Origin of the sequence: Aliidiomarina halalkaliphila (genome assembly GCF_007096385.1) — a bacterium.
Classification (GTDB): domain Bacteria; phylum Pseudomonadota; class Gammaproteobacteria; order Enterobacterales; family Alteromonadaceae; genus Aliidiomarina; species Aliidiomarina halalkaliphila.
This window is the reverse complement of record NZ_VJWL01000002.1, coordinates 430,220-452,696: the sequence shown is the minus strand read 5'-3', so window position 1 is coordinate 452,696 and position 22,477 is coordinate 430,220. Positions and strand designations below refer to the sequence as shown.

The window sequence follows — 22,477 nt, the reverse complement described above, 5'->3', positions numbered from 1 at the left end:
TTACCGTCCTACGGGAATTTCAAGACGCTGACCAATACGAATCGTGTTGCTGCGCAGATTGTTATGGCTTCGGATGGCATCCACTGAACTTCCGTAACGGCTCGCAATAACCGATAAGGATTCACCGGACGCCACTACATGGGTACGAAAATCCATTTCTGCCAAAATGGTATTTTCCACAGGGTTACGTAGAAAATATTCGCGAATCCCTTCATAGAGGGCGTTTGCTAGACGATCTTGATGACGCTCATTGATTAACAGGCGTTCTTTTTGCGGATTAGATATAAATCCTAACTCGACCAATACCGACGGTGTCCGTAACGAATTGAGTACGGCAAAGCTGGCCGCCTCTGGGCGATTACGATGTAAATTGGTGATCCGACCCAAATGATCCAATAAAATCACCGCGGCCTCGTGCCCACCCGCCATTGAACTATCTCGGTACATATCTAGCAGAGTGCGGTTAAGAAACTGATCAGAATCGTTATCTTGTAAAATATGTTCGACGTCGATGAGTTCTTCACTCAAGCGTTCTTTGTTTTCGAGCGCTCGACCCAGCTCAGTTTCCGATCGCCGTGCTGAAAGCACCCATACCGACGCGCCCCGTGGTTGTGAACTCGTAAATGCATCTGCATGTAACGATACAAAGAAATCCGCGCGTTCGCGTCGGGCCAGACTGGTTCGCTGCCCCAAAGGCACTGTCTGATCCCCCGAGCGTGTTAATACCGCCCGCATCCCAGGATCTGCATTAATCCGTTGCGCCAACTTGCGTGCCACGGCTAAAGTCACCACTTTCTCTTGCGTTCCCCCAGGACCGATGGACCCGGGATCGCGGCCCCCATGCCCCGCATCAATGGCAATCACGATTTCTCGCGGCGGCAACACCTCAGCCGTGCGCGGAGCTCGCGACTCTGTGCTTGTCGTTGCGGTGGTGGATGGTGTTCTACTCACCGCTGTGGTTGCACCAGGAATATCCACGACCAACCGGTGGCCGGACCCGTTTGCTGGCCCCAGTGCAAATACGGTGGGTGCGTTTGCGTGGGCAACTTCCAGTACGACCCGGAAGGTACCTTGCCGAGGTGCTCCACTGGAGCGAATAAGATTGACCACATCGGAGTGAAAATCAACTTGGCTCAAATTAACGGTATTTCGCGTCTGGTGAAAATCAATCACGACCCGGTGTGGCGCAGTATCGAAAATGGTGAAATAGGTATAGTTAGGCTCCGCAGACACATCAAACACGATGCGCGTTCGTTCAGCCGATGGCCAAACCCGCACATTGTCTAATGTATTCGACGCGAATACAGTGTTTGGTATGAGCAGGCTCCCCACCACCACGCTCAACACCACGAGAAACCGCAGTATTCTCATTGCAGCTGTTTTACCACCTCTTCCCCAAGATCACTGTGTCCAGTGATAGTTGCAATCCGCCCGTTTTCTTCGGGCTGTAATGTGATGACCAAATCCGCTTGCGGCAAAATACCCACACCACGCTCTGGCCATTCAATTAAACGTATAGTGTCTTTAGTAAAATAGTCGCGAATTCCCATATATTCGAGTTCTTCGGGATCCGCCAAACGATACAAATCGAAATGATACACCCGCCAATGAGGCAATTCATAGGGCTCAATCAAAGTGTAGGTTGGACTCTTTACCGCTCCGACATGGCCAAGTGCGTGCATAAAGCCACGACTCAATGTGGTTTTTCCCATGCCCAAGGCGCCACGTAAATAAATCGTAACACCTTCACTACAAGCCCTTGCTAACTTACTACCTAACTCAATCGTCGCTGCCTCATCGGGCAATACTTCGCGGTACTCACGCGTCATTCGGATTCATCCACTGTACTATCCAAGGAAACAGGTCTGATGCGAGCAAGCCACGGGACACCTCGGAACCTAAGCCTTGACTCAGAGACTGCGCTGCTGATTCGCCCGCAAGTCCGTGGACCATCACTGCAGCTCGAACACTGTCTTCCATAGTAATGCTTAATCCGTTTGCCTGTGCCATCAATGCGCTTATCATACCTGTTAATACATCCCCCATGCCAGCACTGGCCATCGCGGGTGTACCAAATTGGCTCACTGCTGTTCCTTCAGATCCACAGATCACGCTGCCAGCGCCTTTCAGAACCACCACGCCACCGAATTGCTCTTGCAACGTTTGTGCTGCAAGCCACCGATTCGCTTCAACATCTGTTCCGTGACAATCCAATAACCGCGCCGCCTCTCCCGGATGCGGCGTGAGCACCCAATGGCTTCGAGTTGACACTTCGAGCGCCGAACGCGCAAGCCAATTCAGCGCATCGGCATCTAACACCGTTGGCATTTCAAACAATGGGTCACTGCGCTCAAGTCCGTCTAAATACCACGACCACCAGTTTTTCCCCCACGCCTGTTGGCCTAATCCAGGCCCCATGGCAAAGACTGTGGCTTGCTCCATAAGTTCCGCGACTTGCGCATCCTTAGGCTCAAGTCCTAACACCATAAGTTCTGGTTGCTGACCTACCAAATATTCTTGCCCTGGTTCACAGATCACAGTGACCTTACCGGCACCGGCGCGCAGTGCTGCACTGCCCGCAAGGCGCGCTGCACCCGCCATACCGCGGCTACCGCCAAGGATCAACACGTGACCATGCACACCTTTGTGGGTATACGGAGATCGACGCGGTAGCCAACTGGTAAGTTGCTCCTGCTGCAGGTTCCATGCCGCCGGCTCAGTCAGTAAACGAAATTCCCGTTGAATGCCTAAGTCCGCAAACCACAACTTACCGCGGTAAGCAGCTGCGGCCCCGGTACATAGCCCGCGCTTCACGCCCACAAAGGTAACCGTATGATCGGCAACAATCGCATCGCCCAATGCACATCCAGTATCACCATGGAGACCGGTTGGAATATCTAATGCGAGAACGGAAAGCTTGGCCTCATTGACCGCCTCAACACATTCACGAATGTCCCCGCGCAAGTCGCTATCGATGCCGGTACCTAGGAGACCATCAACAACCCAGTCAGGTTCGCTTTCCGACCAATCTAATAAGGGTTCAACGTCACCGCCGCTATCCAGCCACAACTGCAAAGCTCGTTGGCCATCTTCAGATTTAGGTTCAGCGCTCGCAAATAACCGCACAGCCCGCCCTGCATCGCGAGCAAGGGCCGCTAGAACATAACCGTCGCCGCCATTGTTGCCGGGTCCACAAAGTACCGCCACGCGTTCGTGGGGCTGACTCTGCTGCTGTAAACATTGCCAGCCGGCAGCACCCGCCCGTTGCATTAGCTCCCACATATCCACGCCCGCACGTGCGGCCGCCTCAGCTTCCATCTCCCGCACCTGTTCAGGTCGGTAAAGTTGCTGTGGTATGCTGTCGCTGATGCTGCAATTTGTGCCATCAGTTGCGAATTGATCCATGGCTTCACCCTTTTATATCTATCAGTAGCAGGATAACCAAAGCGTGGCGATAACAACAGCCGACTTACACGAACTTGCCGAGAAAATTAAATCTTGGGGCAGCGAGCTTGGATTTCAGCAAGTAGGCATCACCGATCTTGATCTCAGTATGCATGAAGACGCCTTGCAACGCTGGCTCGATAATCAGTATCACGGCAGCATGGATTACATGGAGCGGCACGGCATGCTGCGTGCTCGTCCGCAAGAGTTGCATCCCGGGAGTGTGCGCGCAATATGCGTACGCATGGATTATCTGCCACAAGGGGCGCGCTTTGCTGAAGTATTAAGTGATGAACGTAAAGCCTATGTGAGTCGCTATGCGCTTGGGCGAGACTATCATAAGGTGATGCGAAAGCGGTTGAAACAATTGGGCGATAAGATCCAAGCCTATTGTGACCACGAATTGCCCGGCACCTCTGCAGATTTTCGCCCCTTCGTCGATTCCGCGCCCATTTTAGAGCGCCCATTAGCGGAGAAAGCTGGTTTAGGCTGGACGGGTAAACACACATTATTGCTTGATGCCAACGATGGGTCGTGGTTCTTCTTAGGCGAGTTGCTAATTAATCTGCCTTTACCTACAGACCAGGCGCAACCTGAGCAATGTGGCAAATGCACCGCCTGTATTACGATTTGTCCGACCCAAGCCATTATTGAGCCCTATGTGCTCGACGCACGCCGCTGCATTTCCTATCTGACCATCGAACATGAAGGAGCGATTCCTGAACAATTCCGGAAGCCAATGGGCAACCGCATCTATGGCTGTGATGACTGCCAGTTAGTGTGCCCGTGGAACCGATATGCAACGCCAACCCCGGAAGCTGATTTTCTTCCGCGTCATCCGTTACATGCCCCTGATTTATTAGCCCTTTGGGCCTGGGACGAGGCGACTTTTTTGCAGCAAACCCAAGGGTCTCCGATCCGGCGCATTGGCTTTGAACGTTGGCAACGTAATCTCGCCATTGCCATCGGCAACAGCGCCCCAAACCCATCGTTAATACAGGCATTGCAGGAAAAGCGTACAGCGGCTTCAGAGGTGGTCAAGGAACATATTGATTGGGCACTTGCAGAGCTTGAACATAAACAGCGTGCTGGCCATACCGGCAATCAGCAGGTTAAACGATTGGTGCGGATCATTGAAAAAGGGCTTCCGCGGGACGCCTAGTATTCATCCGGTTTGAATACGCCAATCACTTGGTCGCGCTTCACTGCAGCCTTACCCTTAGTATTTTCCTGAGCGTCTTGCGCGTGATCATCTTCACTCATATGGTAGTCACACTCCACACAACGCACGTGTTCTTTATTCTCTTCCATATACACCATCAGGGAATCTTCTGCCTTACAGGATGGGCAGACTGCGCCTGCAATAAATCGTTTTCGGGTACGTGTCATTTGTGTTTCAATCCTCTACCGTCTCACGTTATTGCCCATGAGATTGTGCTGATTCCAAGGCGCGACTCAGGTATGATCAGCGCCGATTTATCTTTTTGACTCAGTGAGCAGCATTTTATGATCCAAGCCGATGGCCTTAGCCTCATTCGCGGCGGACAACATTTACTAACCAATGCACAGTTTACCATTTTTCCCGGTCATCGTGTCGGTTTAGTGGGTGCCAACGGTGCTGGAAAGTCGTCGTTATTTGCGCTTTTTCGCGGCGAGCTAAAAGAAGATGCAGGCCAGCTCAACATTCCGAGCAGTTGGCGCATCGCAAGTGTTGCTCAGGAAACCCCAGCACTGAGCACCCCCGCACGTGATTATGTGATTCAAGGCGACACTGAGTATACGCAAATTCAGGCAGCTTTGGATGCCGCTGAGAAAAGCGACGACGGTGAAGCTATTGCCCGCTGTCATGGCAAATTGGATGCCATTGGTGGCTATCAAATTCAGGCCCGTGCGGCGCAGCTTTTGATTGGTTTAGGCTTTACCCAAGCCCAGCTTGAACATCCTGTACAGAGCTTCTCCGGCGGCTGGCGTATGCGATTAAACCTAGCGCAAGCGCTCATTGCTCGCGCCGACTTATTGCTACTCGATGAGCCCACCAACCATTTGGATCTCGATGCCATTGTATGGCTTGAGAACTGGTTAAAGCGCTTTGAGGGAACCTCTATTGTGATTTCCCACGATCGGGAATTTCTTGATGGCGTGGTTAATCATATTATTCACATTGAACAGCAAACGACCCAACAATACTCTGGCGACTACAGCTCGTTTCAGCGCCAGCGTAGTGAGCGACGTGCTCAACAGCAACAAGTATTTGAAAAAGAACAAGCCCAGCGGGCGCATTTGCAAAAATTCGTGGATCGCTTCCGGGCAAAAGCGTCAAAAGCAAAGCAAGCTCAGTCACGCCTGAAAGCTTTGGAAAAGCTCACATCAACCGCGCCATTGGGGGATCAAGAGCCATTCGACTTGTCCTTTCCTGAACCGAAAAAATTACCCAATCCACTAATCCAGCTCGACCACATTCAAGCTGGTTATGGCGATATCACTATTCTGCGAAAAGTGCAGTTAAATTTGGTACCCGGCAGTCGGATTGGTTTGCTCGGCCGCAACGGTGCCGGTAAGTCCACACTGATGAAGTTACTCGCCGGTGAACTCGTACCGCAATCTGGAGAGCGCGCTGCCAACCCCGGGTTAGCCATTGGCTATTTTGCCCAACACCAATTGGATACCTTACAATTAGACGCGACCCCGCTCACCCATTTACAACGCATTGATCCGAAGGCGTCGGAGCAAAGCTTACGCAACTTTTTGGGCCGTTTCGGATTTAGTGGTGATCGTGCATATGAACCTGTTGGGCCCTTTTCTGGAGGCGAGAAAGCCCGTTTGGTACTGGCGCTGCTTATCTATCAGCAGCCAAACTTATTACTACTCGATGAGCCAACCAATCACCTCGATCTCGACATGCGCGAAGCCTTGGTCATGGCCTTGCAAGAGTTTTCCGGTGCCATGGTCATTGTCTCTCATGATCGCCATTTTTTGCGCGCCACAGTGGATGATTACTACCTAGTCGCACATGGCGATGTAGAGCCATTCCCCGGGGATCTCGATGCCTATTCACAATGGCTGAATGAACAGCTCAAGCAAAGTCAGCAATCAAGTCCAGCGGCAACCGATAATGATGAAACAGAACACAGTAGCCAGAGTCGTAAAGCCCAGCGACAGGCCGCAGCACAGCATCGGCAGGCACTCAAGCCATTACGGGATCGCTTACGTAAAGCCGAGCAGCAGATGTCGACGCTAAGTACTGCCTTAGCGGATGTTGAAACAGCCTTGGCTGATCCGGATTTATATCAGGGGGACAAGAAAGACACGCTCACCGAGCTGCTTAAGCGTCAAGGTGAGCTGAAATCACAACTCGACCAGGCGGAAGCAGATTGGCTCGACGTGAGTGAGCAGTTAGAGGCCTTCGAGTCGCCATAAAAAAGCCCCTAGTTGCACACAACTCGGGGCTTTTCTTACGCGTTCTAACTGCTTCTATTGTTCGGGCACAACCTAATGTTGCCCCTAAACAGGAACCCTTATTCCGCCGCCAAACGTTCCGCGCTCCACTCACTGATACTTTCAATCACACGCACATCGTCCAATGCAGCAAAATCAACATCTGTGAAATTGCGACCGCGCAACTGTACCAATACACGAGCGCTGTTTTCTGGATTGAATAAACGCTCGAAGTAAGCACTTACACTTGCCAAAGTCGCGGCTTCCAACTCGTGTTGGTAACGAGTCCGTGAGTCGAAACGATAACGCTGATTTTGCCAATCATTAATAAAACGACCAGCTTCCTCGGTTAATGTTTGCGGAGGCTGCGTGAGATTTGTAAGAACGCCCTGCTGGAACTGTTTAAATTCCTCTTCCGTCATATTAGCTAAACGCTCAGCGTAACTTTCTCGGAAGGTATCAAAGCGTGCAAGCAGTGGCGCTGGTCCACGCACAGGGCTCTGAATTAAAAAGCCAAGACCGGCATAATCGTCCAAGGTAATAGTGGTAATACCCACGGAGTATCCAAGCTGATCTTCAGTGCGTAGCTCAGTGAAGAAACGTGAGCTCATCATTTCATTGAGCAGGGCCACATGGGCTCGATTCTTCATGGAGTCATCTTGCAACATCCACACATCCAAGAAGCCAGTATCATCCAGTGACACATCGGCTTGCCAACTGATGCGTAAGTCCGCACTCGGCTCAACGATGGGCGCGCGCGCAACCGGTTGAGTAAGTGTCGCTCCACCAAGCTCCGCCATACGTGCAGCGAGCTCTCGCACCGTTTCTTCCGTGTAGTTTCCGTGCACATACATGCGGAGCATGTTGTTTTGCAGCAATTGGTCACGTACCGCGCGAACATCTGCTGGTGTGATCCCTTGCAAGGCCGCCAACTGCGCATCGACATCTTCTGAGGGCAACCGCATCAATTGATTAAAATTCGGCATGAGTTGCTGCACAGGAAAACGTAACCGGGCATTTTGTATCGAGCGACGGAGACGGTCTACGGATTGCGCTAATGCCGGCGCGCTTGGTTCAAACTCGGCAAAGTCGACCAGCACACGCTCAGCCAATAATGGTTGCTTATCGTTAAACCCAGTAAGCGATAGGTTTAAGCCATCATTTGCCGACACATTAAATGATACCCCAGCGATAGAGGCTTCACGGCCCAAGGCTTGCTGAGAGAGTCCAAACATATCCATCAGCACCGCACGTGCCATACGTTCTTCCAAACTACGTGTATGGAATGGTTGATAGAACTGGATACGTACCTCTGCGCGCGGCTCTTCAAAGCGAGCACTGCGCTGAAGCCACGCCGATACATTACCGCCGTCAACTACATGCTGTGGCCGTTCATGCACAGTACCCGCAACAACACTTAAGTTTTCAGGTAACAAGCGATTCACCGCGGGTAACTGAACAATATACTCACGGGCATCTTGTCGCCACGCATTGAGCGTTTCTTCACTTAACGATTGGCGCGAATAATAACCTTCCGTAAACGGAATCGCTGTATCAACCTCTTCATCGGGAGAGATAAAGGTGATGCGGGCACGCTCAGGAACAAGCTGCGCCAACACACGATTCACACGCTCAGGATCGTAATCTTCGAGAATGTAAGGGTGGCTAATCACGTGAGCAAAGGGATAATGCAGCAAATTAGCAGCGAGACCCATGGTGTATTGGAAGCCACCGCGACGACGTAAAAACGTAAATTCATTCTCCAGCACAGTTTCTAGCTCATTGAAGTATTGGCGATCAATACCTTCAACACGAATCTGCTCTAGATAATTTATCAGCACGCCCACAATGGTTTCGCGGTTGGCATATCCTGATTCAGTTAAATCAGCCCCAATACGGAATAAACCTTGATTACCGAAAACATCGGGCTGTGCATATGCGCCTAAGCTGTCGAGCCAGCCTAACTCACGGAACAATGCTGCGGGTGTGCCTGGCATTTCTGAATTCAGCAAGTAGGCAATGATTTCATTGGGCTTGTAGGCATAATCATCACGATTATTGTCGATCACAAAATCGATAAAGATGCTGCGCATTTCCATTTGTGGTTTGTAGCTGAGCAAGAGACCAACGTCATTGTCGGTCACCGCGGGCACATCGACACTCGGAGTTGGCGCATTATGATTCGGAATATCGGCAAAGGCATCACGAGCCAGCATTTCAAGCTCATCCAACGACCGATTGCCTAATACCGATGCCGTCATCTGATTGGCAGAGTAATAACGCTCGTAAAACGCCACTAGCTCGTTGTGAAGCTTGCTATCAGGCTTATCACGCAGGGTCTCTAAGTTACCGATATTAAATTGCGCTGCTGGATGCTCTGGATTAATGGTCTCACCGAGGAGTGAGAAGATAATAAAACCATCGGCGGCACTGCGCATCGACCATTCTGAATGCACCGCATTCACTTCTTTTTCGGCATATTCTGGGTACAACATGGGCGCTCGGAAAAAATCAGCAAAGCGATCTAAGGCTTCAGGCAAGGCGCTATTGTTCACTTCAAACATGTAATTGGTGTGATCTTGTGCTGCATAGGCGTTATTCATGCCGCCGTTTTGCGACATAAAATCATCATAATCACCGGGCTCAGGATATTTTTCTGTGCCCAAAAACAACATGTGTTCGAGATAGTGAGCCATCCCCTGTTGCTCGACTGGATCTTGTAAACTGCCGACACGTACTGCTAGCGCCGCCGCCGACTTCTCTGCTTCAGGATCGCTCACTAACACCACGCGCAATTGATTATCAAGGGTAATCGCTCGATATTCGCGGGTATCGTTTGGGCTCGTTTGAATCGTGGTATCGGTCGAATCGGACGTATCGGGCGGAGTCACTGGGTAGCAACCGAGCATAAAAACGCCGATAAGGGCACTCAGTGTGATCAACCGCTTATGTTGTTTACTCAACATGGTATTCCTCTTCCATAGAATGTGGTCTGCCAAAGCAAAATGGGTGGGCGCAGAAATCCCGACTGTATTATTGAGAGGTGCGCATTGGGATGCAATCAAAGTTTTCGGATTTCGCGCTTTCCCATGCATTTATTTGTAACTGAATGTTACACTGCCCCTTGCTGAACACCGGTTAAATCATCAACAAAAGGAACACATCGCTGTGCAAATTCCGTGGCAATCATTGGAACCGGATACGCTCGACACTCTGATTGAGCACTTTGTGTTGCGCGAGGGCACCGACTACGGTGAAGAGGAAGTGTCACTAACCGATAAAGTGGCAGATGTACGAGCACAGCTCGCTTCAGGCGAGGCTATTATTGTCTATTCCGAACTACACGAAACGGTCAATATTGTGCTCAAAAACGAATACGTTCCTGAATAAGCGCTTTCGCGTGATTGTTTCTCTGTATGCGTGCCTGCACAGACTGCATTAGAGGTCATTTTTGCTCGGGCGCGGGAAAACCCCCGGCCAATTCACTTTGGGATCGCCCAGTACAATAAAGTTCGGGTTCCCTACATGCTGGGTCAGATTGTACGATAGAGGCTGAAAATGTTCATCGAGTAACACGCCACCTGCCTCTTGCACCAACACCTGCGCTGCCCCTGTATCCCACTCTCCTGTCGGCCCAATACGCAAGAATACATCCGCCTTGCCCTCCGCAACTAGGGCAGATTTCAGTGCACAGCTACCGGTATACAAAATCGTCACAGGTCGATCCGTACCCAAACGTGATAACACGCGTGATTCCGGCTGTCGGCGCGACAATGCGACCGTAATAGGCCCATGTTCTGGGTCTGCCAACATGCGAACCCGCAAGGGTTGAATGTATCCTTCCGCCTCTTTAAATGCCCCGCCTCCTTGGTAGGCATAATATAAACTACCCATGGTCGGCCATCCGATCATACCTAAGGTCGGCACTCCGTCTTCGACTAACGCAATACTCACGGCGAAATCACCACTGCCGGCAATGAACTCTTGGGTGCCATCCAAGGGATCGACAAGCCAGTAGCGGCGCCAATGACGGCGTTTCTTCCAGGGTTGAATAGCTTCTTCTGAAAGCACAGGCGTACCTGGTGTCAAATGCAGTAGTCGATGGGTGAGCAACTCGCTGGCCGCTATATCCACCGTGGTAACAGGTGTATTATCGTCCTTTTGTAGGGCTTCGAAATCGCCACTTTTATAATACGAGAGAATGAGTTCACCCGTTTCTCGGGTAATCTCTTTTAAGGGGTCAATCAAGGCTTGCAGTTGCATGCACCGTCTCCTCGGATCCCTGTTGCAGCCAACGCTGCATCAACAACAATGCGGCAATACTTCGTGCTTCAGTGAAATCCGGCTGGGCTAATAGCCCATCCACATCGTGAATGGGCCAAGGCACAATTTCTAATGGCTCGGGCTCATCTCCTTCAAGTCTTTCAGGATACAAATCACGGCCAATAAATAAATGCATCGATGCTGAAAAGAATGCAGGGGCCATCGTGACAGACTTCATCGCAGTAAAGCGCTTGGCGCCATACCCGATCTCTTCTTTTAATTCACGGTTTGCTGCTTGTTCTGGTGTTTCCCCGGGATCGATCAGGCCTTTAGGAAACCCCAATTGATAATTGTGTAATCCCGCCGCATACTCACGCACTAACAGCATGGTATCCTTGTCGAGTAATGGCACAATGAGTACTGCGCCACGGCCGGATCCTTGCATGCGCTCGTACTGACGCAATTCGCCATTGCTGAACTTAAGATCGATCGCTTCAATGCGAAGCAACCGACTTTTCGCTACAATTTGGCGCGAAAGAATCGTGGGGATTTGCTTTTCAGGCGTTTTCGAAGACATGCATACACCAACGCGTCTGATGAGAACCCCTTAACCATACTACGAACCTAAACATTGGAAAACCCCATGTTAGATTGGTCGACCATTGATACTGTTCTACTCGACATGGACGGTACCTTACTGGACTTACGTTACGACAATCATTTTTGGAATGAGCAGTTACATTTGCATTATGCGCAAGTACACCAAACTTCACCGGATTTAGCGGCGGAACGCTTGCAGGCCGAGTTTGCCGCAGTCGCGGGCACACTTGATTGGTATTGCCTTGAGTACTGGCAACAACGCCTACGACTGCCCATTCGCGATCTAAAACGCGAAACAACCCACTTAATTCAGCTTCGAGAAGATACCCAAGCATTTTTAGAAGGCTTACAAGCGGCCGGAAAACAAGTGGCATTGATTACCAACGCTCATCCAGACGCTTTAGCGTTGAAAAATGAATACACCCCTCTAGCGCAATTATGTCCAACCCAGTTCTCCACTCACGAGTTTGGCTTTTGCAAAGAGTTTCAGGAGCTTTGGCAGGCGTTGCATACACGCTTCCCATTTAATCCAGAACGTACCCTGTTTATCGACGACGGTGAACATATCTTAGATAGCGCCCGTAAGTTTGGCATTCGGTACACCGTTGGCATAGCCAATCCCGACAGCGGCTTACCCGATAAACAATTCCATCGACATCCGGCGATTTATCATTTCGATGAATTAAACCTCGCTGGATTCAGCGCTGACGTGCACGGGAAAAACTAGACGCATATCATGCGAAATCATATGCTTATCATTCAAGCAGCAATCAAGTGAGTAGATTATGGCAAAGGCGCATCAGTTCGACAGTATCGTGATTGGATCTGGCCCTGGCGGTGAAGGGGCAGCAATGATGCTCGCCAAACGTGGGCAACGCGTTGCTATTATCGAGGCGGAATCACGGCTTGGTGGCGGTTGTACACATTGGGGCACCATCCCGTCGAAGGCGCTCCGGCACTCGGTTAGCCGCTTAATCGAATTTAATTCGAGCCCGCTCTTCTCGCAAAGTAACTTACCACGACGGCTCACGTTCAAAGAAATTTTGAAGCATGCAGATTCGGTAATTCGCAAACAAGTAAAGCTACGTAGCTCATTTTACGAACGTAACGACGTTGCTGTGATTCATGGCATAGCGGAGTTTATCGATGAACATCATTTACAGGTGACACACCCGGATGGTTCTAAGGATACTTTTAAAGCGAAGAACTTTGTCATTGCCACGGGTTCACGCCCTTACCATCCACCCGATGTGGATTTCTCACATCCCCGTATTTACGACTCCGATTCAGTATTAAATCTCGCCCACGATCCCAAAAGCATTATTATTTTTGGGGCCGGTGTGATTGGTTGCGAATATGCCAGCATTTTTCGAGGTCTCGCCTGTAAAGTCGATCTCATCAACATGCGCCAGCGCTTACTGTCATTTCTCGACACTGAGTTTTCCGATGCATTGAGCTATCACTTGCGCAATAGCGGTGTGGTGATTCGCCACAATGAAGAATACGCAAAAATTGAAGGTCGCGACGATGGCGTGCTGCTGGAAACAAAATCCGGCAAGCGTATTTTTGCCGACTGTTTGCTCTACGCTAATGGTCGATCAGGAAACATCGAAAAGCTCAAAGTGGACAACGTTGGCCTCACGCCAAATCATCGAGGACAACTCGAAGTAGACGACAACTATCGCACCTCGGTGCCACACATTTATGCCGTGGGCGATATCATTGGTTATCCAAGCCTCGCAAGCGCCGCGTATGACCAAGGTCGGTTCGCAGCCACTGCCGTGCTCGATGGCGAATGTGAGACTAAGCTTGTTTCCGATATTCCAACAGGCATCTATACGATCCCAGAGATCAGCTCAGTCGGTGCCACTGAAGAAGAACTGACCGCGGCGAACGTACCTTATGAAGTAGGTCGTGCTCAATTTAAACATCTAGCGCGGGCACAAATCGCCGATAGCTTGGTCGGTAGTCTTAAGCTTCTGTTTCATCGAGAAAGTAAAGAGATATTGGGCATTCATTGTTTCGGTGAACGGGCCTCAGAGATCATTCACATCGGCCAGGCCATTATGGAGCAAAAAGGGGACGGAAATACTATCGATTACTTCGTCAATACAACCTTTAACTACCCCACGATGGCCGAAGCCTATCGCGTGGCAGCACTTAATGGTCTAAATCGCGTAGCTCCATAGCGTTCGGATAACGTGGCAAGGTAATGGTAATTTCGAGCCCACCACCTGGGGCATTGCGCGCCTGAATTATGCCTCGATGCATCTCCGCGAAACGTTTCACAATGGCCAAACCGAGCCCCGATCCTTCCTCGCTGCGCGCAACATTTCCTCGGGTAAAGGGCTCAAACATTTCTTCGAGCTTATCTTCAGGAATTCCACTCCCATGGTCACGCACACTTAACCAAATGAACTCTTGGTCGCGCGTCACCCCAGTGGTGATCTCGATGGGCTCACTACCGTAACGCTTTGCATTGGTAATCAAATTGGAAATCACGCGTTTAATTGCGACCGGTTGTAGTTCCGCATCAGGTAACTCTTCCAGCCTCAATTGAATCCAATCTGGGTTCAGATACTGGCTCGAGGAAACGACTTCGTGAACGAGGTCATTCAAATTAACAAAATCAAAGCCCGCCCGTTCCCGTGCGCGTGCGAAATCCGAAAACTGCGCGAGAATGCCATTCATATCCTCGATGTCACTGATAATCCCCTCCACCAAGGGATCATCCGGGTCCATCATTTCCGCCGCAAGGCGAATGCGGGTCAAGGGAGTACGTAAATCGTGGGAAATACCTGCCAGTAGCAACGCCCGATCACTTTCCATTTGCCCCATACTACGTGCCATTCGATTAAATGCGCGGGTTACCGCAACGAGCTCAGACGCGCCGCGCTCCGGCAATGCAGAGGGATGGTAACCATGTCCGAGGCGATCCGCCGCTTCTTGTAAGCTTAATAACGGGCGGTTTAATGACCGAGCGAACCAAGCAGCGCTCACCACACTGAACAGTCCAATCAGAATAAGAAAGAGAATCAGCGGTGAAAATCGGCCATCATCGAGCTGTGCTAAGGGGATTCGAAACCAATCGGGGTGTGATTCTGTGCGTACCCATACATACAAGCGATCCATGTTACCTAAACGCAACTCCACCGGTTCACCGAGCGCTTCGGATAAAAGCTCGGAAAGAAACTGATAGTGCGTGGCACTTAATAAGCCTTCTCGTTCCGCTTCCGCTTGGGTTAAATTTTCCACGCCACTGATTTGCCGATATAAGATCTTGCCACCATCGGTGCCTTCACGATCGATGAACTGGGCAACCGTCACGTGACGCGCCACCAAGGTGCTCAACTGATGCACCCCAGGCTTCACCACATACATCACCAACAGCAAATATGTTAACGCTAGGTTTAATACCAATACCGCAGCGATGAGCGACATGGTTCGAGCAAATGCGGTTTGTGGCAGCAACCAGGTCATGACATTGAACTATCCTGATCGTCCGGCACAAATACATAGCCCAGCCCCCACACCGTCTGCAGGTAGCGAGGACTGGAAGGTTCTGCTTCGATCATGCGGCGCAACCGTGAGACTTGAACATCGATACTACGCTCTAATGCGCTATAATCGCGGCCGCGAGCTAGGTGCATTAGCTTATCCCGCGATAACGGCTCGCGTGGGTGAGTCACTAAGGCTTTTAGTACCGCAAATTCGCCACTAGTTAATGGCAATACTTCATCTCCCCGCACCAATTCTCGCGTAGCGAGGTTAAAGCTGAAATCACCGAACTCCACCTGAGACGCCTTTTGACTCGGAGCGCCCGGCGTTTCGCGCTGCTGGCGTTTTAAAACCGCGCGAATGCGGGCCAATAATTCTCTCGGATTAAACGGCTTGGCGAGGTAATCATCGGCGCCATTCTCCAAACCGACAATACGGTCCATTTCACTGCCTTTGGCGGTGAGCATAATAATAGGTAGGTTATTCCCAGACTCCCGTAAGCGTCGACAAATTGAAATTCCATCTTCGCCGGGAAGCATAAGATCCAACACCATCAGGTGGAAGGTTTCTCTAACCAGCAGTCGATCCATTTGGACCGCATCTGCAACCGCTCGGACAATAAAGTTCTGACCTTGTAAGTAGCGTTCTAACAACGATCGCAAACGCACATCGTCATCGACTACAATCACTCGAAATTCAGATTCAGACATGATTTCCGTTCACCGCCTTTTATCGACTTAACGGAAACAGTGTATGAGCCTGCAGAAAACTTGGCAAACGGTTCTGCAGGCTTTTTTCAAAAAATACGACAGTGTGTAACGCTAATAGCTATTGAGCGCCATTATCTTCGTCTTGGCTCGGCTCTGATTTTTCCACACGTTTCATCGGAACTTGAACCCACACTACCTCAACCCCTTGCGCTCGAGCGGCTGACTCGATGCGATCAACCTTTTCCCAATCGACCACATAGCGCGAATTGCTCCCATAGCCTCCAGCTGACGTACATCCCATGAGCAACATTGCGACTAGCGCGGTAAGTAACATGCGCATTGCGGCTACCTCCTCATAGACTACACAGCACGGGTTTACGGTAAACGCCGACTGCATTATTAATTATAGTGAGAGAAAGCCACTTCGGATGAATTTAAATTGTTCGAAAAATCACCAATTTAGTGACGCAATCATTTGAGCAGTCGATGAAATAGGTGTATCTTCAGCGCCTCTTGGCACTGTTTAGCCGAAAAGATTGAAATATATTACCCGACCCCATAGTTCACGGAATCCATGTTGAAAACCAATCTGATCACAGCGGAAGGACTGCAAAAGCTCAAAGAAGAGTTAGATTACTTGTGGCGTGAGTACCGGCCCGAAATTACAAAAAAAGTCGCTTGGGCGGCGAGTTTGGGTGATCGCAGTGAGAACGCCGACTACAAAGAAAACAAACGAGTGCTGCGGCAAATTGATAGTCGCGTGCGCTACTTACGCAAACGCATTGAGTCACTTAAAGTTGTTTCCTACTCACCGCAGCAAGAAGGTCGGGCATTTTTTGGCGCGTGGGTAGAAATTGAAGCCATTGATGGTCACCGTAAGCGCTTTCGTATCGTTGGGCCCGACGAAATCTATGGACGTAACGACTATATTTCGATCGATTCACCGATGGCTCGCGCACTCCTAAAAAAAGAAGTGGGTGATGAATTTGAAGTCACCACCCCAAGCGGCCAAAAAACCTGGTGTGTAATCGATATCAGATATAACAACGATTAAGTTGCACAGCGTGTCTCGTTAATCCTCTGCGCTACCGTCTGGGTCGATGAACGTCGCGAGGAACCATAGATTCATCATACGAGCCTCAGGACCAATAGCGCCCCGATCGTTGCGGTTTAAAAAGGGGAAGCGACTGCGCCCTTCGGTGCGCAATACCGACCCCTTAATTAAGGTTTCATCCGCCGATGCAACGACATCGCCTGCTGAATTAAGCAAACGATAACTCAGCACCATTTCCGGTACCGCATTTCCCATCACGACACGTGTTCTATCGCGTTCGGCACCTGGCCGCACCTCAACACGCCCTGCCCGATCGATATCAATGACATCAATCTCAAGGGTGTAGTCGCTGGGTAAGTGCATTGTCGCCAAACGCTGAAAATGCCGCTCTAACCGCGAAAAATAGAGCTCAATAAACTGATCGCCAGGATCCATATACGACACTTCAATATCTGTATACTTATCCGGATTATTCCAGTTTACTTCAACTGTTGCTGCACTCGCGCTCGCCATGACTAGAAGACCAAGCACGAGACCGCTTATGTAAATCCGTAATGTATTCATCATGCACCTCGTTGGATTTTTAATCCTCTCATAATGATTCAGACCTCATCGCCGCGGCAACGTTCCGCTCCGTCAGCGTTGTTCAGGTACGTCGGAACCTCCAAACCTTTACACTTTTCATCTTTGCAAATTATTTACATTTACTATCATTAGTTTATGATTACTATCTCTAGCTTTGTTATAACTAAAAGTCATATTAATTATTACTAATCATTAATTTACACAACTACAAGAAGCTGCAAGAGAGCTCACATTGTTCAAACCTAGGATGCGATCGCCTATGCTAATTCTCACGCGACGAATCGGTGAAACGATAATGGTCAATGACAACATCAAAGTGACCGTACTCGCCATCAACGGCAGTCAGGTCAAAATCGGAGTGCAAGCGCCCTCCGATGTGTCAGTTCACCGTGAAGAAATCTATATCCGTATTCAATCAGAAAATAACAACGCCGAAGAACCCGCCGAATAAGTCCTCATCAAAATCGGTAAAGCACGAACTTTCTTTCTTTTCTTCGTGGTAACATCAGCGTCATTACTATAGATACTGAGAAAAGAAGAGAGCTGTATGTCTACCGGCATGAATATTGAACAATACCTCGCAGATGAACTCGGCGTTCGACTTGCCCAAGTTGAAGCCACGGTACGATTACTCGACGATGGAGCCACGGTTCCTTTTATCGCTCGGTACCGCAAAGAGGCCACCGGAGGCCTTGACGATACCCAGTTGCGCAACCTCGCACAAAGGTTAGGCTATTTACGTGAACTGAATGATCGCCGCAAAGTCATTCTCGCCAGTATTGCCGATCAAGATAAGCTCACGCCCGAGCTCACAACTCAGATCAACCAATGTGTCTCAAAAACAGAGCTCGAAGACCTTTACCTTCCCTATAAGCCCAAACGCCGCACCAAAGGGCAAATCGCCATAGAAGCAGGAATCGAGCCATTAGCGGATCAGCTCATGACGAGTACCGATGACCCACAGAATTTGGCGCAAGACTTCATCAATGCTGATGCCGGATTCGCCGACACCCACGCGGTGCTTGAAGGTGCGCGTTTTATTCTTATGGAACGATTCGCTGAAGATGCTGCATTACTAAAGTTCACTCGCGCTCACCTATGGAATAATGCGGCACTAACGGCAACCGTCGTGACTGGCAAAGAGCAGGAAGGTGCTAAGTTCAGAGACTACTTTGCTTATAATGAAGCCATTCGCTCTATCCCATCGCACCGTGCTCTTGCGTTATTGCGTGGTCGCAATGAAGGTATCTTACAGCTTAAATTGGTACCAGAGCCCCACATAGAAGACGCCGAAACAGTTCGAGAAAGCGAGTACGAGCAACGCATTGCAAACCACTTCCAGTTGTCGGTTGACCATACTCCGGCGGGATTGTGGCGAAAACAAACGGTACAGTGGACCTGGCGGGTCAAAATCCTTCCCCGTATGGAAACTGATTTATTGAGTCAGGTTCGAGAAGCTGCGGAAACCGCTGCAATTGATGTATTTGCAACCAATTTAAAAGACCTGCTGATGGCGGCGCCTGCGGGGCAACGTACGACCATGGGATTAGATCCAGGCATGCGCACTGGCGTAAAGGTCACCGTGGTTGATAGCACCGGAAAGCTCCTTGGTTTTTCGACCATATTTCCTCATGCTCCACAAAATCAATGGGATAAGTCGTTACGTTCTCTAGCCGCCCTCGCCAAACAACATCGCGTCGAGCTAGTTGCCATCGGCAACGGGACCGGATCCCGGGAGACCGATAGATTAGTGGCAGAGCTCATGAAGCTACACCCAGAATTAGCCCTCACGAAAGTCATGGTTAACGAAGCCGGGGCTTCCGTCTATTCTGCTTCGGAATTAGCCGCACTTGAATTTCCCAATCTCGATGTGTCTTACCGCGGCGCAGTGTCTATCGCACGGCGCTTACAAGACCCACTGGCCGAGCTGGTAAAAATTGAGCCGAAATCCATTGGTGTCGGACAATACCAGCATGATGTTAGCCAGTCGCAGTTAGCCGCCAGCCTCGATGCTGTAGTGGAGGACTGTGTAAACGCAGTTGGGGTGGATGTGAATACGGCTTCTGTTCCATTGCTATCTCGAATTGCTGGCCTCAATCGAAATCTCGCCCAAAATATTGTGAATACTCGGGAGCAAGATGGCGCTTTTACTACCCGTAAAGCATTACTGGCGGTGCCTCGTATGGGGCCGAAAAGTTTCGAACAAGCTGCAGGTTTTCTTCGGATTACCGGTGGTGACAACCCACTCGATGGATCATCAGTGCACCCCGAAGCTTATCCTGTTGTGGAGCACATCGCGAGCAAGCATCATCGGAACGTCCGCGACCTGATTGGCGATAGCGCTTTTCTTAAAACACTCAAAGCCGTCGATTATACCGACACTGGTTTTGGGATACCCACCATTTCCGACATTTTAAACGAGCTCGAAAAACCGGGCCGGGATCCACGCCCTGAGTTTACCACCGCGAGCTTCAAGGAAGGTGTTGAAACACTGGCTGATCTTGCCATCGGCATGACCTTGGAAGGCGTTATCACCAATGTAACTAATTTTGGTGCTTTCGTTGATATTGGTGTGCATCAAGATGGCTTAGTGCATATTTCAGCATTGGCGGATAAGTTTGTTGAGAACCCTCACGACGTGGTAAAAACAGGCGATGTGGTCAAAGTGAAGGTATTGGAAGTGGATACAGAACGTAAACGTATAGGACTAACCATGCGCTTACATGATACCCCACCCGCTGCCGCTGCTTCGGAAAAGACATCCTCACCCGGAAAGAATAAGCGCCACCAGGGCAAGCCACAACGCCCGGCAGCTGCACCGGTGAATAGTGCTTTTGCCGATGCATTTAAGAATGCCAAAAAACGATAATTAAGGATTTCCCATGGCCCCAATGCTGTTGATTTTAGCATTCCTCGCGGTTGGGCTTGTGCTCAAGCGAACTGGGGCCATGCCGGAAAATACCGGTCAGGTACTGAATCAATATGTGATTTATGTAGCGGTACCTGCGATGATTTTACTGCATTTGCCGCATCTGCAGTTGAGTATGCAAGTACTCACTCCCGCTCTGATGCCTTGTTTACTCTATCCTATTGCTATCGCATTAGTGTGGGGATGTGCCAAGCTTTTCGATTGGAGCAGAGAGCTCACTGGGGCTCTCATGATTATCGTTCCCTTGGGCAATACCTCGTTCCTTGGGTTTCCTATGGTCGAGGTATTTTTTGGCGTGCAAGGATTACCTTATGCCGTGATCTATGATCAAATCGGCTCCTTTGTGGGATTGGCTTTCTTTGCAACCTTCATCGCCGCAGTTTATGGCATGCCCCAGGGGTCTTCCGCATCGGCAAAGAAACCACGGGCCCTTGCTCTCATAAAACAGTTACTCACTTTCCCGCCGGTGATCGCACTCGTACTCGCCCTGACCATAGGTCAACAAGAGTATCCAAGTGTAATCCAAGACTTTATCGAAATATTAGCAGCAACGTTAGTACCTGTCGTGATGATTGCAGTGGGCTTTCAGCTGCAGTTCCGCATCCCTCGCGACGATGCCCTGCCCTTTGCCATTGCTATGGTCATTAAGCTCTTCATACTTCCCGCGGTTGCGTTGGCTACAATAGTCAGCACAGGTCAGCTCGGTTTGGCGGGGCAAATCAGCGTATTTGAAGCAGCAATGCCGTTTATGATCACAGCAGGTGCGGTAGCGATTGGGGCCGGGCTCAAACCGCGTTTGGTGGCCTCGTTGGTGGGTTATGGCGTATTGGCAGGGCTTATTACCCTGCCAATCTGGGCGTGGATTATTGGAATGATGGTGAATGCCGCATCAGGCTGAGCTATCACTCTGAACCCGTTGCATATCGTGTCCATGTTTTAGAGCCCGAATACTGCGCCGACGTGCGACCCAGCGTTTGCGGCTTTGATAATAATCACGCATTTCATCTAAAATCACATCGTATTCTTGCTGCAGCCGTTCGGCCATGGAATGTTTGCGCAGTGAGAGCCGCTTCATCATCATGTCTAACCGCGCTTTTTCTATTTGATAAGGATTTGCACGCTTCAAGTTTCCTGCCAATTTGCACCAAGACAACACCGCGATTAGCCACTTAGTGGGATCAAAGTGATACCAACGCACACCATTGCGATAATCACCCGAGAAAATATGGTGGAAGTTATGATAACCCTCACCAAAGGTAAACAAAGCTAATACGCCGTTGTCGCGCGCAGAATTGCGATCCGTGTACGTTTGTCGCCCCCACACATGGGCCAACGAATTAATCAAAAAGGTGCTGTGATGTCCGAATACCACCCGCAAGAATCCTGCAATCAATAAGGCGCCCCAGAAATGTCCGCTCAGTAGCCCAATTAAAATCGGCACACCAATATTCATCATCAATGTAAGGGTTAAATAATGTTTGTGCTGCCACATCACGATAGGATCGTTTTGCAGGTCTTTCGCGTTACGGTAATCCGAATAACGCTGGCTTTGATATTCACGCAGCATCCAACCAATATGGGCAAACCAAAAACCACGACTAATTGAATAGGGGTCGTCGTCGATATGGTCCACATGTTTATGATGCTCGCGATGATCCGACGACCAATGCAAGGCACTATTTTGCAGCGCGAGCGCGCCGCCTAACGCAAAAATTAAACGGACCGACCAATGTGCGTCATAGGTACGGTGTGACCATAACCGGTGATAGCCTGCGGTGATTGATATCCCAGCCCACACGGCTAGTACGGCAAAGGCAATCCACAATGACGGCACAAAACCGACACTGATGAGATACCAAGGAACACCGACAAGTGCGACCAGAAAAGTAATTAAAAAGACGCTGACATTAAGCCAGAGCAGGGGTGGTTTTTTCATAAATACAACTTTTTAGCGAACAA

21 protein-coding genes are annotated in these 22,477 nt (G+C 50.0%); 9 read left to right on the top strand and 12 right to left on the bottom strand.

What is annotated here, in order from left to right; translation table 11 throughout:
- The 3 genes from FM042_RS08655 to FM042_RS08645 are packed head-to-tail and all read right to left on the bottom strand — an operon-like array spanning position 1 to position 3,405.
- Positions 1 to 1,371 (bottom strand): N-acetylmuramoyl-L-alanine amidase, encoded by a 1,371-nt coding sequence (locus tag FM042_RS08655; RefSeq protein ID WP_143236023.1) that lies wholly within the window; start codon positions 1,369 to 1,371, stop codon positions 1 to 3.
- Positions 1,368 to 1,829 (bottom strand): tRNA (adenosine(37)-N6)-threonylcarbamoyltransferase complex ATPase subunit type 1 TsaE, encoded by a 462-nt coding sequence (gene tsaE / locus FM042_RS08650; RefSeq protein ID WP_143236022.1) that lies wholly within the window; start codon positions 1,827 to 1,829, stop codon positions 1,368 to 1,370. Before tsaE ends, FM042_RS08655 begins: the two co-directional genes overlap by 4 nt.
- A complete protein-coding gene (locus FM042_RS08645) occupies positions 1,819 to 3,405 on the bottom strand; it encodes an NAD(P)H-hydrate dehydratase (protein WP_143236021.1) in 1,587 nt (528 codons plus the stop codon). Before FM042_RS08645 ends, tsaE begins: the two co-directional genes overlap by 11 nt.
- A 43-nt stretch (positions 3,406 to 3,448) precedes the next feature.
- Between FM042_RS08645 and queG the strand changes: the two genes are divergently transcribed.
- The gene (gene queG / locus FM042_RS08640; protein WP_221931517.1) at positions 3,449 to 4,606 is read left to right on the top strand and encodes a tRNA epoxyqueuosine(34) reductase QueG; all 1,158 of its coding nucleotides are present in this window, start codon (positions 3,449 to 3,451) and stop codon (positions 4,604 to 4,606) included.
- Here the strand turns inward: queG and FM042_RS08635 are convergent.
- On the bottom strand, positions 4,603 to 4,833 hold the full coding sequence (locus FM042_RS08635) for a YheV family putative zinc ribbon protein (protein WP_143236020.1): 231 nt from the start codon (positions 4,831 to 4,833) through the stop codon (positions 4,603 to 4,605). The two genes, queG and FM042_RS08635, sit on opposite strands and share 4 nt — an antisense overlap.
- A 117-nt stretch (positions 4,834 to 4,950) precedes the next feature.
- Here FM042_RS08635 and FM042_RS08630 point away from each other — a divergent pair, with 117 nt between their 5' ends.
- Positions 4,951 to 6,861, top strand: coding sequence for an ATP-binding cassette domain-containing protein (locus tag FM042_RS08630; RefSeq protein ID WP_143236019.1), 1,911 nt, complete (start codon positions 4,951 to 4,953; stop codon positions 6,859 to 6,861).
- Positions 6,862 to 6,959: 98 nt separating this feature from the next.
- On the opposite strand, the gene ptrA is transcribed toward FM042_RS08630, so the two are convergent.
- Positions 6,960 to 9,845 (bottom strand): pitrilysin, encoded by a 2,886-nt coding sequence (gene ptrA, locus FM042_RS08625; protein WP_185960750.1) that lies wholly within the window; start codon positions 9,843 to 9,845, stop codon positions 6,960 to 6,962.
- Positions 9,846 to 10,047: 202 nt separating this feature from the next.
- On the opposite strand from ptrA, the gene FM042_RS08620 reads away from it, so the two are divergent.
- Positions 10,048 to 10,269, top strand: coding sequence for a YheU family protein (locus FM042_RS08620; protein ID WP_143236017.1), 222 nt, complete (start codon positions 10,048 to 10,050; stop codon positions 10,267 to 10,269).
- 48 nt (positions 10,270 to 10,317) lie between these two features.
- Here FM042_RS08620 and cysQ read toward each other — a convergent pair whose 3' ends face one another.
- Together cysQ and nudE are read right to left on the bottom strand one after the other, a co-directional pair.
- Entirely contained in the window at positions 10,318 to 11,142 is an 825-nt protein-coding gene (cysQ, locus tag FM042_RS08615) for a 3'(2'),5'-bisphosphate nucleotidase CysQ (RefSeq protein ID WP_143236016.1), read from the bottom strand.
- Positions 11,120 to 11,719, bottom strand: a complete 600-nt coding sequence (gene nudE, locus FM042_RS08610; protein ID WP_143236015.1) for an ADP compounds hydrolase NudE — start codon at positions 11,717 to 11,719, stop codon at positions 11,120 to 11,122. Before nudE ends, cysQ begins: the two co-directional genes overlap by 23 nt.
- Positions 11,720 to 11,785: 66 nt before the next feature.
- On the opposite strand from nudE, the gene yrfG reads away from it, so the two are divergent.
- The gene (gene yrfG / locus FM042_RS08605; RefSeq protein WP_143236014.1) at positions 11,786 to 12,469 is read left to right on the top strand and encodes a GMP/IMP nucleotidase; all 684 of its coding nucleotides are present in this window, start codon (positions 11,786 to 11,788) and stop codon (positions 12,467 to 12,469) included.
- A 58-nt stretch (positions 12,470 to 12,527) separates the two neighbouring features.
- Entirely contained in the window at positions 12,528 to 13,931 is a 1,404-nt protein-coding gene (sthA, locus tag FM042_RS08600) for a Si-specific NAD(P)(+) transhydrogenase (RefSeq protein WP_143236013.1), read from the top strand.
- On the opposite strand, the gene envZ is transcribed toward sthA, so the two are convergent.
- The 3 genes from envZ to FM042_RS08585 form a co-directional block, all read right to left on the bottom strand.
- The gene (gene envZ, locus FM042_RS08595; RefSeq protein WP_143236012.1) at positions 13,903 to 15,222 is read right to left on the bottom strand and encodes a two-component system sensor histidine kinase EnvZ; all 1,320 of its coding nucleotides are present in this window, start codon (positions 15,220 to 15,222) and stop codon (positions 13,903 to 13,905) included. The two genes, sthA and envZ, sit on opposite strands and share 29 nt — an antisense overlap.
- Positions 15,219 to 15,950 carry an osmolarity response regulator transcription factor OmpR gene (ompR, locus tag FM042_RS08590; RefSeq protein ID WP_185960749.1) on the bottom strand — a complete coding sequence of 244 codons (732 nt, stop codon included), beginning with the start codon at positions 15,948 to 15,950 and terminating at the stop codon, positions 15,219 to 15,221. Before ompR ends, envZ begins: the two co-directional genes overlap by 4 nt.
- A gap of 118 nt (positions 15,951 to 16,068) precedes the next feature.
- Positions 16,069 to 16,290, bottom strand: a complete 222-nt coding sequence (locus tag FM042_RS08585; protein ID WP_143236010.1) for a hypothetical protein — start codon at positions 16,288 to 16,290, stop codon at positions 16,069 to 16,071.
- Between the two features lie 237 nt (positions 16,291 to 16,527).
- On the opposite strand from FM042_RS08585, the gene greB reads away from it, so the two are divergent.
- Positions 16,528 to 17,004, top strand: coding sequence for a transcription elongation factor GreB (gene greB, locus FM042_RS08580; RefSeq protein ID WP_185960754.1), 477 nt, complete (start codon positions 16,528 to 16,530; stop codon positions 17,002 to 17,004).
- 18 nt (positions 17,005 to 17,022) lie between these two features.
- Here the strand turns inward: greB and FM042_RS08575 are convergent, their stop codons facing one another.
- Complete coding sequence (locus FM042_RS08575) at positions 17,023 to 17,571, bottom strand: DUF3016 domain-containing protein (RefSeq protein ID WP_143236008.1); 549 nt, start codon at positions 17,569 to 17,571, stop codon at positions 17,023 to 17,025.
- A gap of 277 nt (positions 17,572 to 17,848) precedes the next feature.
- Here FM042_RS08575 and csrA point away from each other — a divergent pair, with 277 nt between their 5' ends.
- The 3 genes from csrA to FM042_RS08560 all read left to right on the top strand — a co-directional run bounded on the left by csrA (position 17,849) and on the right by FM042_RS08560 (position 21,416).
- Complete coding sequence (gene csrA, locus FM042_RS08570) at positions 17,849 to 18,040, top strand: carbon storage regulator CsrA (RefSeq protein ID WP_143236007.1); 192 nt, start codon at positions 17,849 to 17,851, stop codon at positions 18,038 to 18,040.
- Positions 18,041 to 18,136: 96 nt separating this feature from the next.
- Complete coding sequence (locus FM042_RS08565; protein ID WP_221931516.1) at positions 18,137 to 20,458, top strand: Tex family protein; 2,322 nt, start codon at positions 18,137 to 18,139, stop codon at positions 20,456 to 20,458.
- A 13-nt stretch (positions 20,459 to 20,471) separates the two neighbouring features.
- The gene (locus FM042_RS08560) at positions 20,472 to 21,416 is read left to right on the top strand and encodes an AEC family transporter (RefSeq protein ID WP_143236006.1); all 945 of its coding nucleotides are present in this window, start codon (positions 20,472 to 20,474) and stop codon (positions 21,414 to 21,416) included.
- On the opposite strand, the gene FM042_RS08555 is transcribed toward FM042_RS08560, so the two are convergent.
- The gene (locus FM042_RS08555) at positions 21,408 to 22,454 is read right to left on the bottom strand and encodes an acyl-CoA desaturase (RefSeq protein WP_143236005.1); all 1,047 of its coding nucleotides are present in this window, start codon (positions 22,452 to 22,454) and stop codon (positions 21,408 to 21,410) included. The two genes, FM042_RS08560 and FM042_RS08555, sit on opposite strands and share 9 nt — an antisense overlap.
- Between the last annotated feature and the right edge of the window lie 23 nt (positions 22,455 to 22,477).

What these genes read in the sequence shown, in the direction of transcription:
- FM042_RS08585 (WP_143236010.1), bottom strand. Translation starts at nt 16,290, where the DNA reads ATGCGCATGTTACTTACCGCGCTAGTCGCAATGTTGCTCATGGGATGT.
- FM042_RS08645 (WP_143236021.1), bottom strand. Translation starts at nt 3,405, where the DNA reads ATGGATCAATTCGCAACTGATGGCACAAATTGCAGCATCAGCGACAGC.
- FM042_RS08555 (WP_143236005.1), bottom strand. Translation starts at nt 22,454, where the DNA reads ATGAAAAAACCACCCCTGCTCTGGCTTAATGTCAGCGTCTTTTTAATT.
- csrA (WP_143236007.1), top strand. Translation starts at nt 17,849, where the DNA reads ATGCTAATTCTCACGCGACGAATCGGTGAAACGATAATGGTCAATGAC.
- FM042_RS08575 (WP_143236008.1), bottom strand. Translation starts at nt 17,571, where the DNA reads ATGATGAATACATTACGGATTTACATAAGCGGTCTCGTGCTTGGTCTT.
- FM042_RS08655 (WP_143236023.1), bottom strand. Translation starts at nt 1,371, where the DNA reads ATGAGAATACTGCGGTTTCTCGTGGTGTTGAGCGTGGTGGTGGGGAGC.
- ptrA (WP_185960750.1), bottom strand. Translation starts at nt 9,845, where the DNA reads ATGTTGAGTAAACAACATAAGCGGTTGATCACACTGAGTGCCCTTATC.
- FM042_RS08635 (WP_143236020.1), bottom strand. Translation starts at nt 4,833, where the DNA reads ATGACACGTACCCGAAAACGATTTATTGCAGGCGCAGTCTGCCCATCC.
- FM042_RS08565 (WP_221931516.1), top strand. Translation starts at nt 18,137, where the DNA reads ATGTCTACCGGCATGAATATTGAACAATACCTCGCAGATGAACTCGGC.
- cysQ (WP_143236016.1), bottom strand. Translation starts at nt 11,142, where the DNA reads ATGCAACTGCAAGCCTTGATTGACCCCTTAAAAGAGATTACCCGAGAA.
- nudE (WP_143236015.1), bottom strand. Translation starts at nt 11,719, where the DNA reads ATGTCTTCGAAAACGCCTGAAAAGCAAATCCCCACGATTCTTTCGCGC.
- tsaE (WP_143236022.1), bottom strand. Translation starts at nt 1,829, where the DNA reads ATGACGCGTGAGTACCGCGAAGTATTGCCCGATGAGGCAGCGACGATT.
- FM042_RS08630 (WP_143236019.1), top strand. Translation starts at nt 4,951, where the DNA reads ATGATCCAAGCCGATGGCCTTAGCCTCATTCGCGGCGGACAACATTTA.
- ompR (WP_185960749.1), bottom strand. Translation starts at nt 15,950, where the DNA reads ATGTCTGAATCTGAATTTCGAGTGATTGTAGTCGATGACGATGTGCGT.
- sthA (WP_143236013.1), top strand. Translation starts at nt 12,528, where the DNA reads ATGGCAAAGGCGCATCAGTTCGACAGTATCGTGATTGGATCTGGCCCT.
- FM042_RS08560 (WP_143236006.1), top strand. Translation starts at nt 20,472, where the DNA reads ATGGCCCCAATGCTGTTGATTTTAGCATTCCTCGCGGTTGGGCTTGTG.
- yrfG (WP_143236014.1), top strand. Translation starts at nt 11,786, where the DNA reads ATGTTAGATTGGTCGACCATTGATACTGTTCTACTCGACATGGACGGT.
- envZ (WP_143236012.1), bottom strand. Translation starts at nt 15,222, where the DNA reads ATGACCTGGTTGCTGCCACAAACCGCATTTGCTCGAACCATGTCGCTC.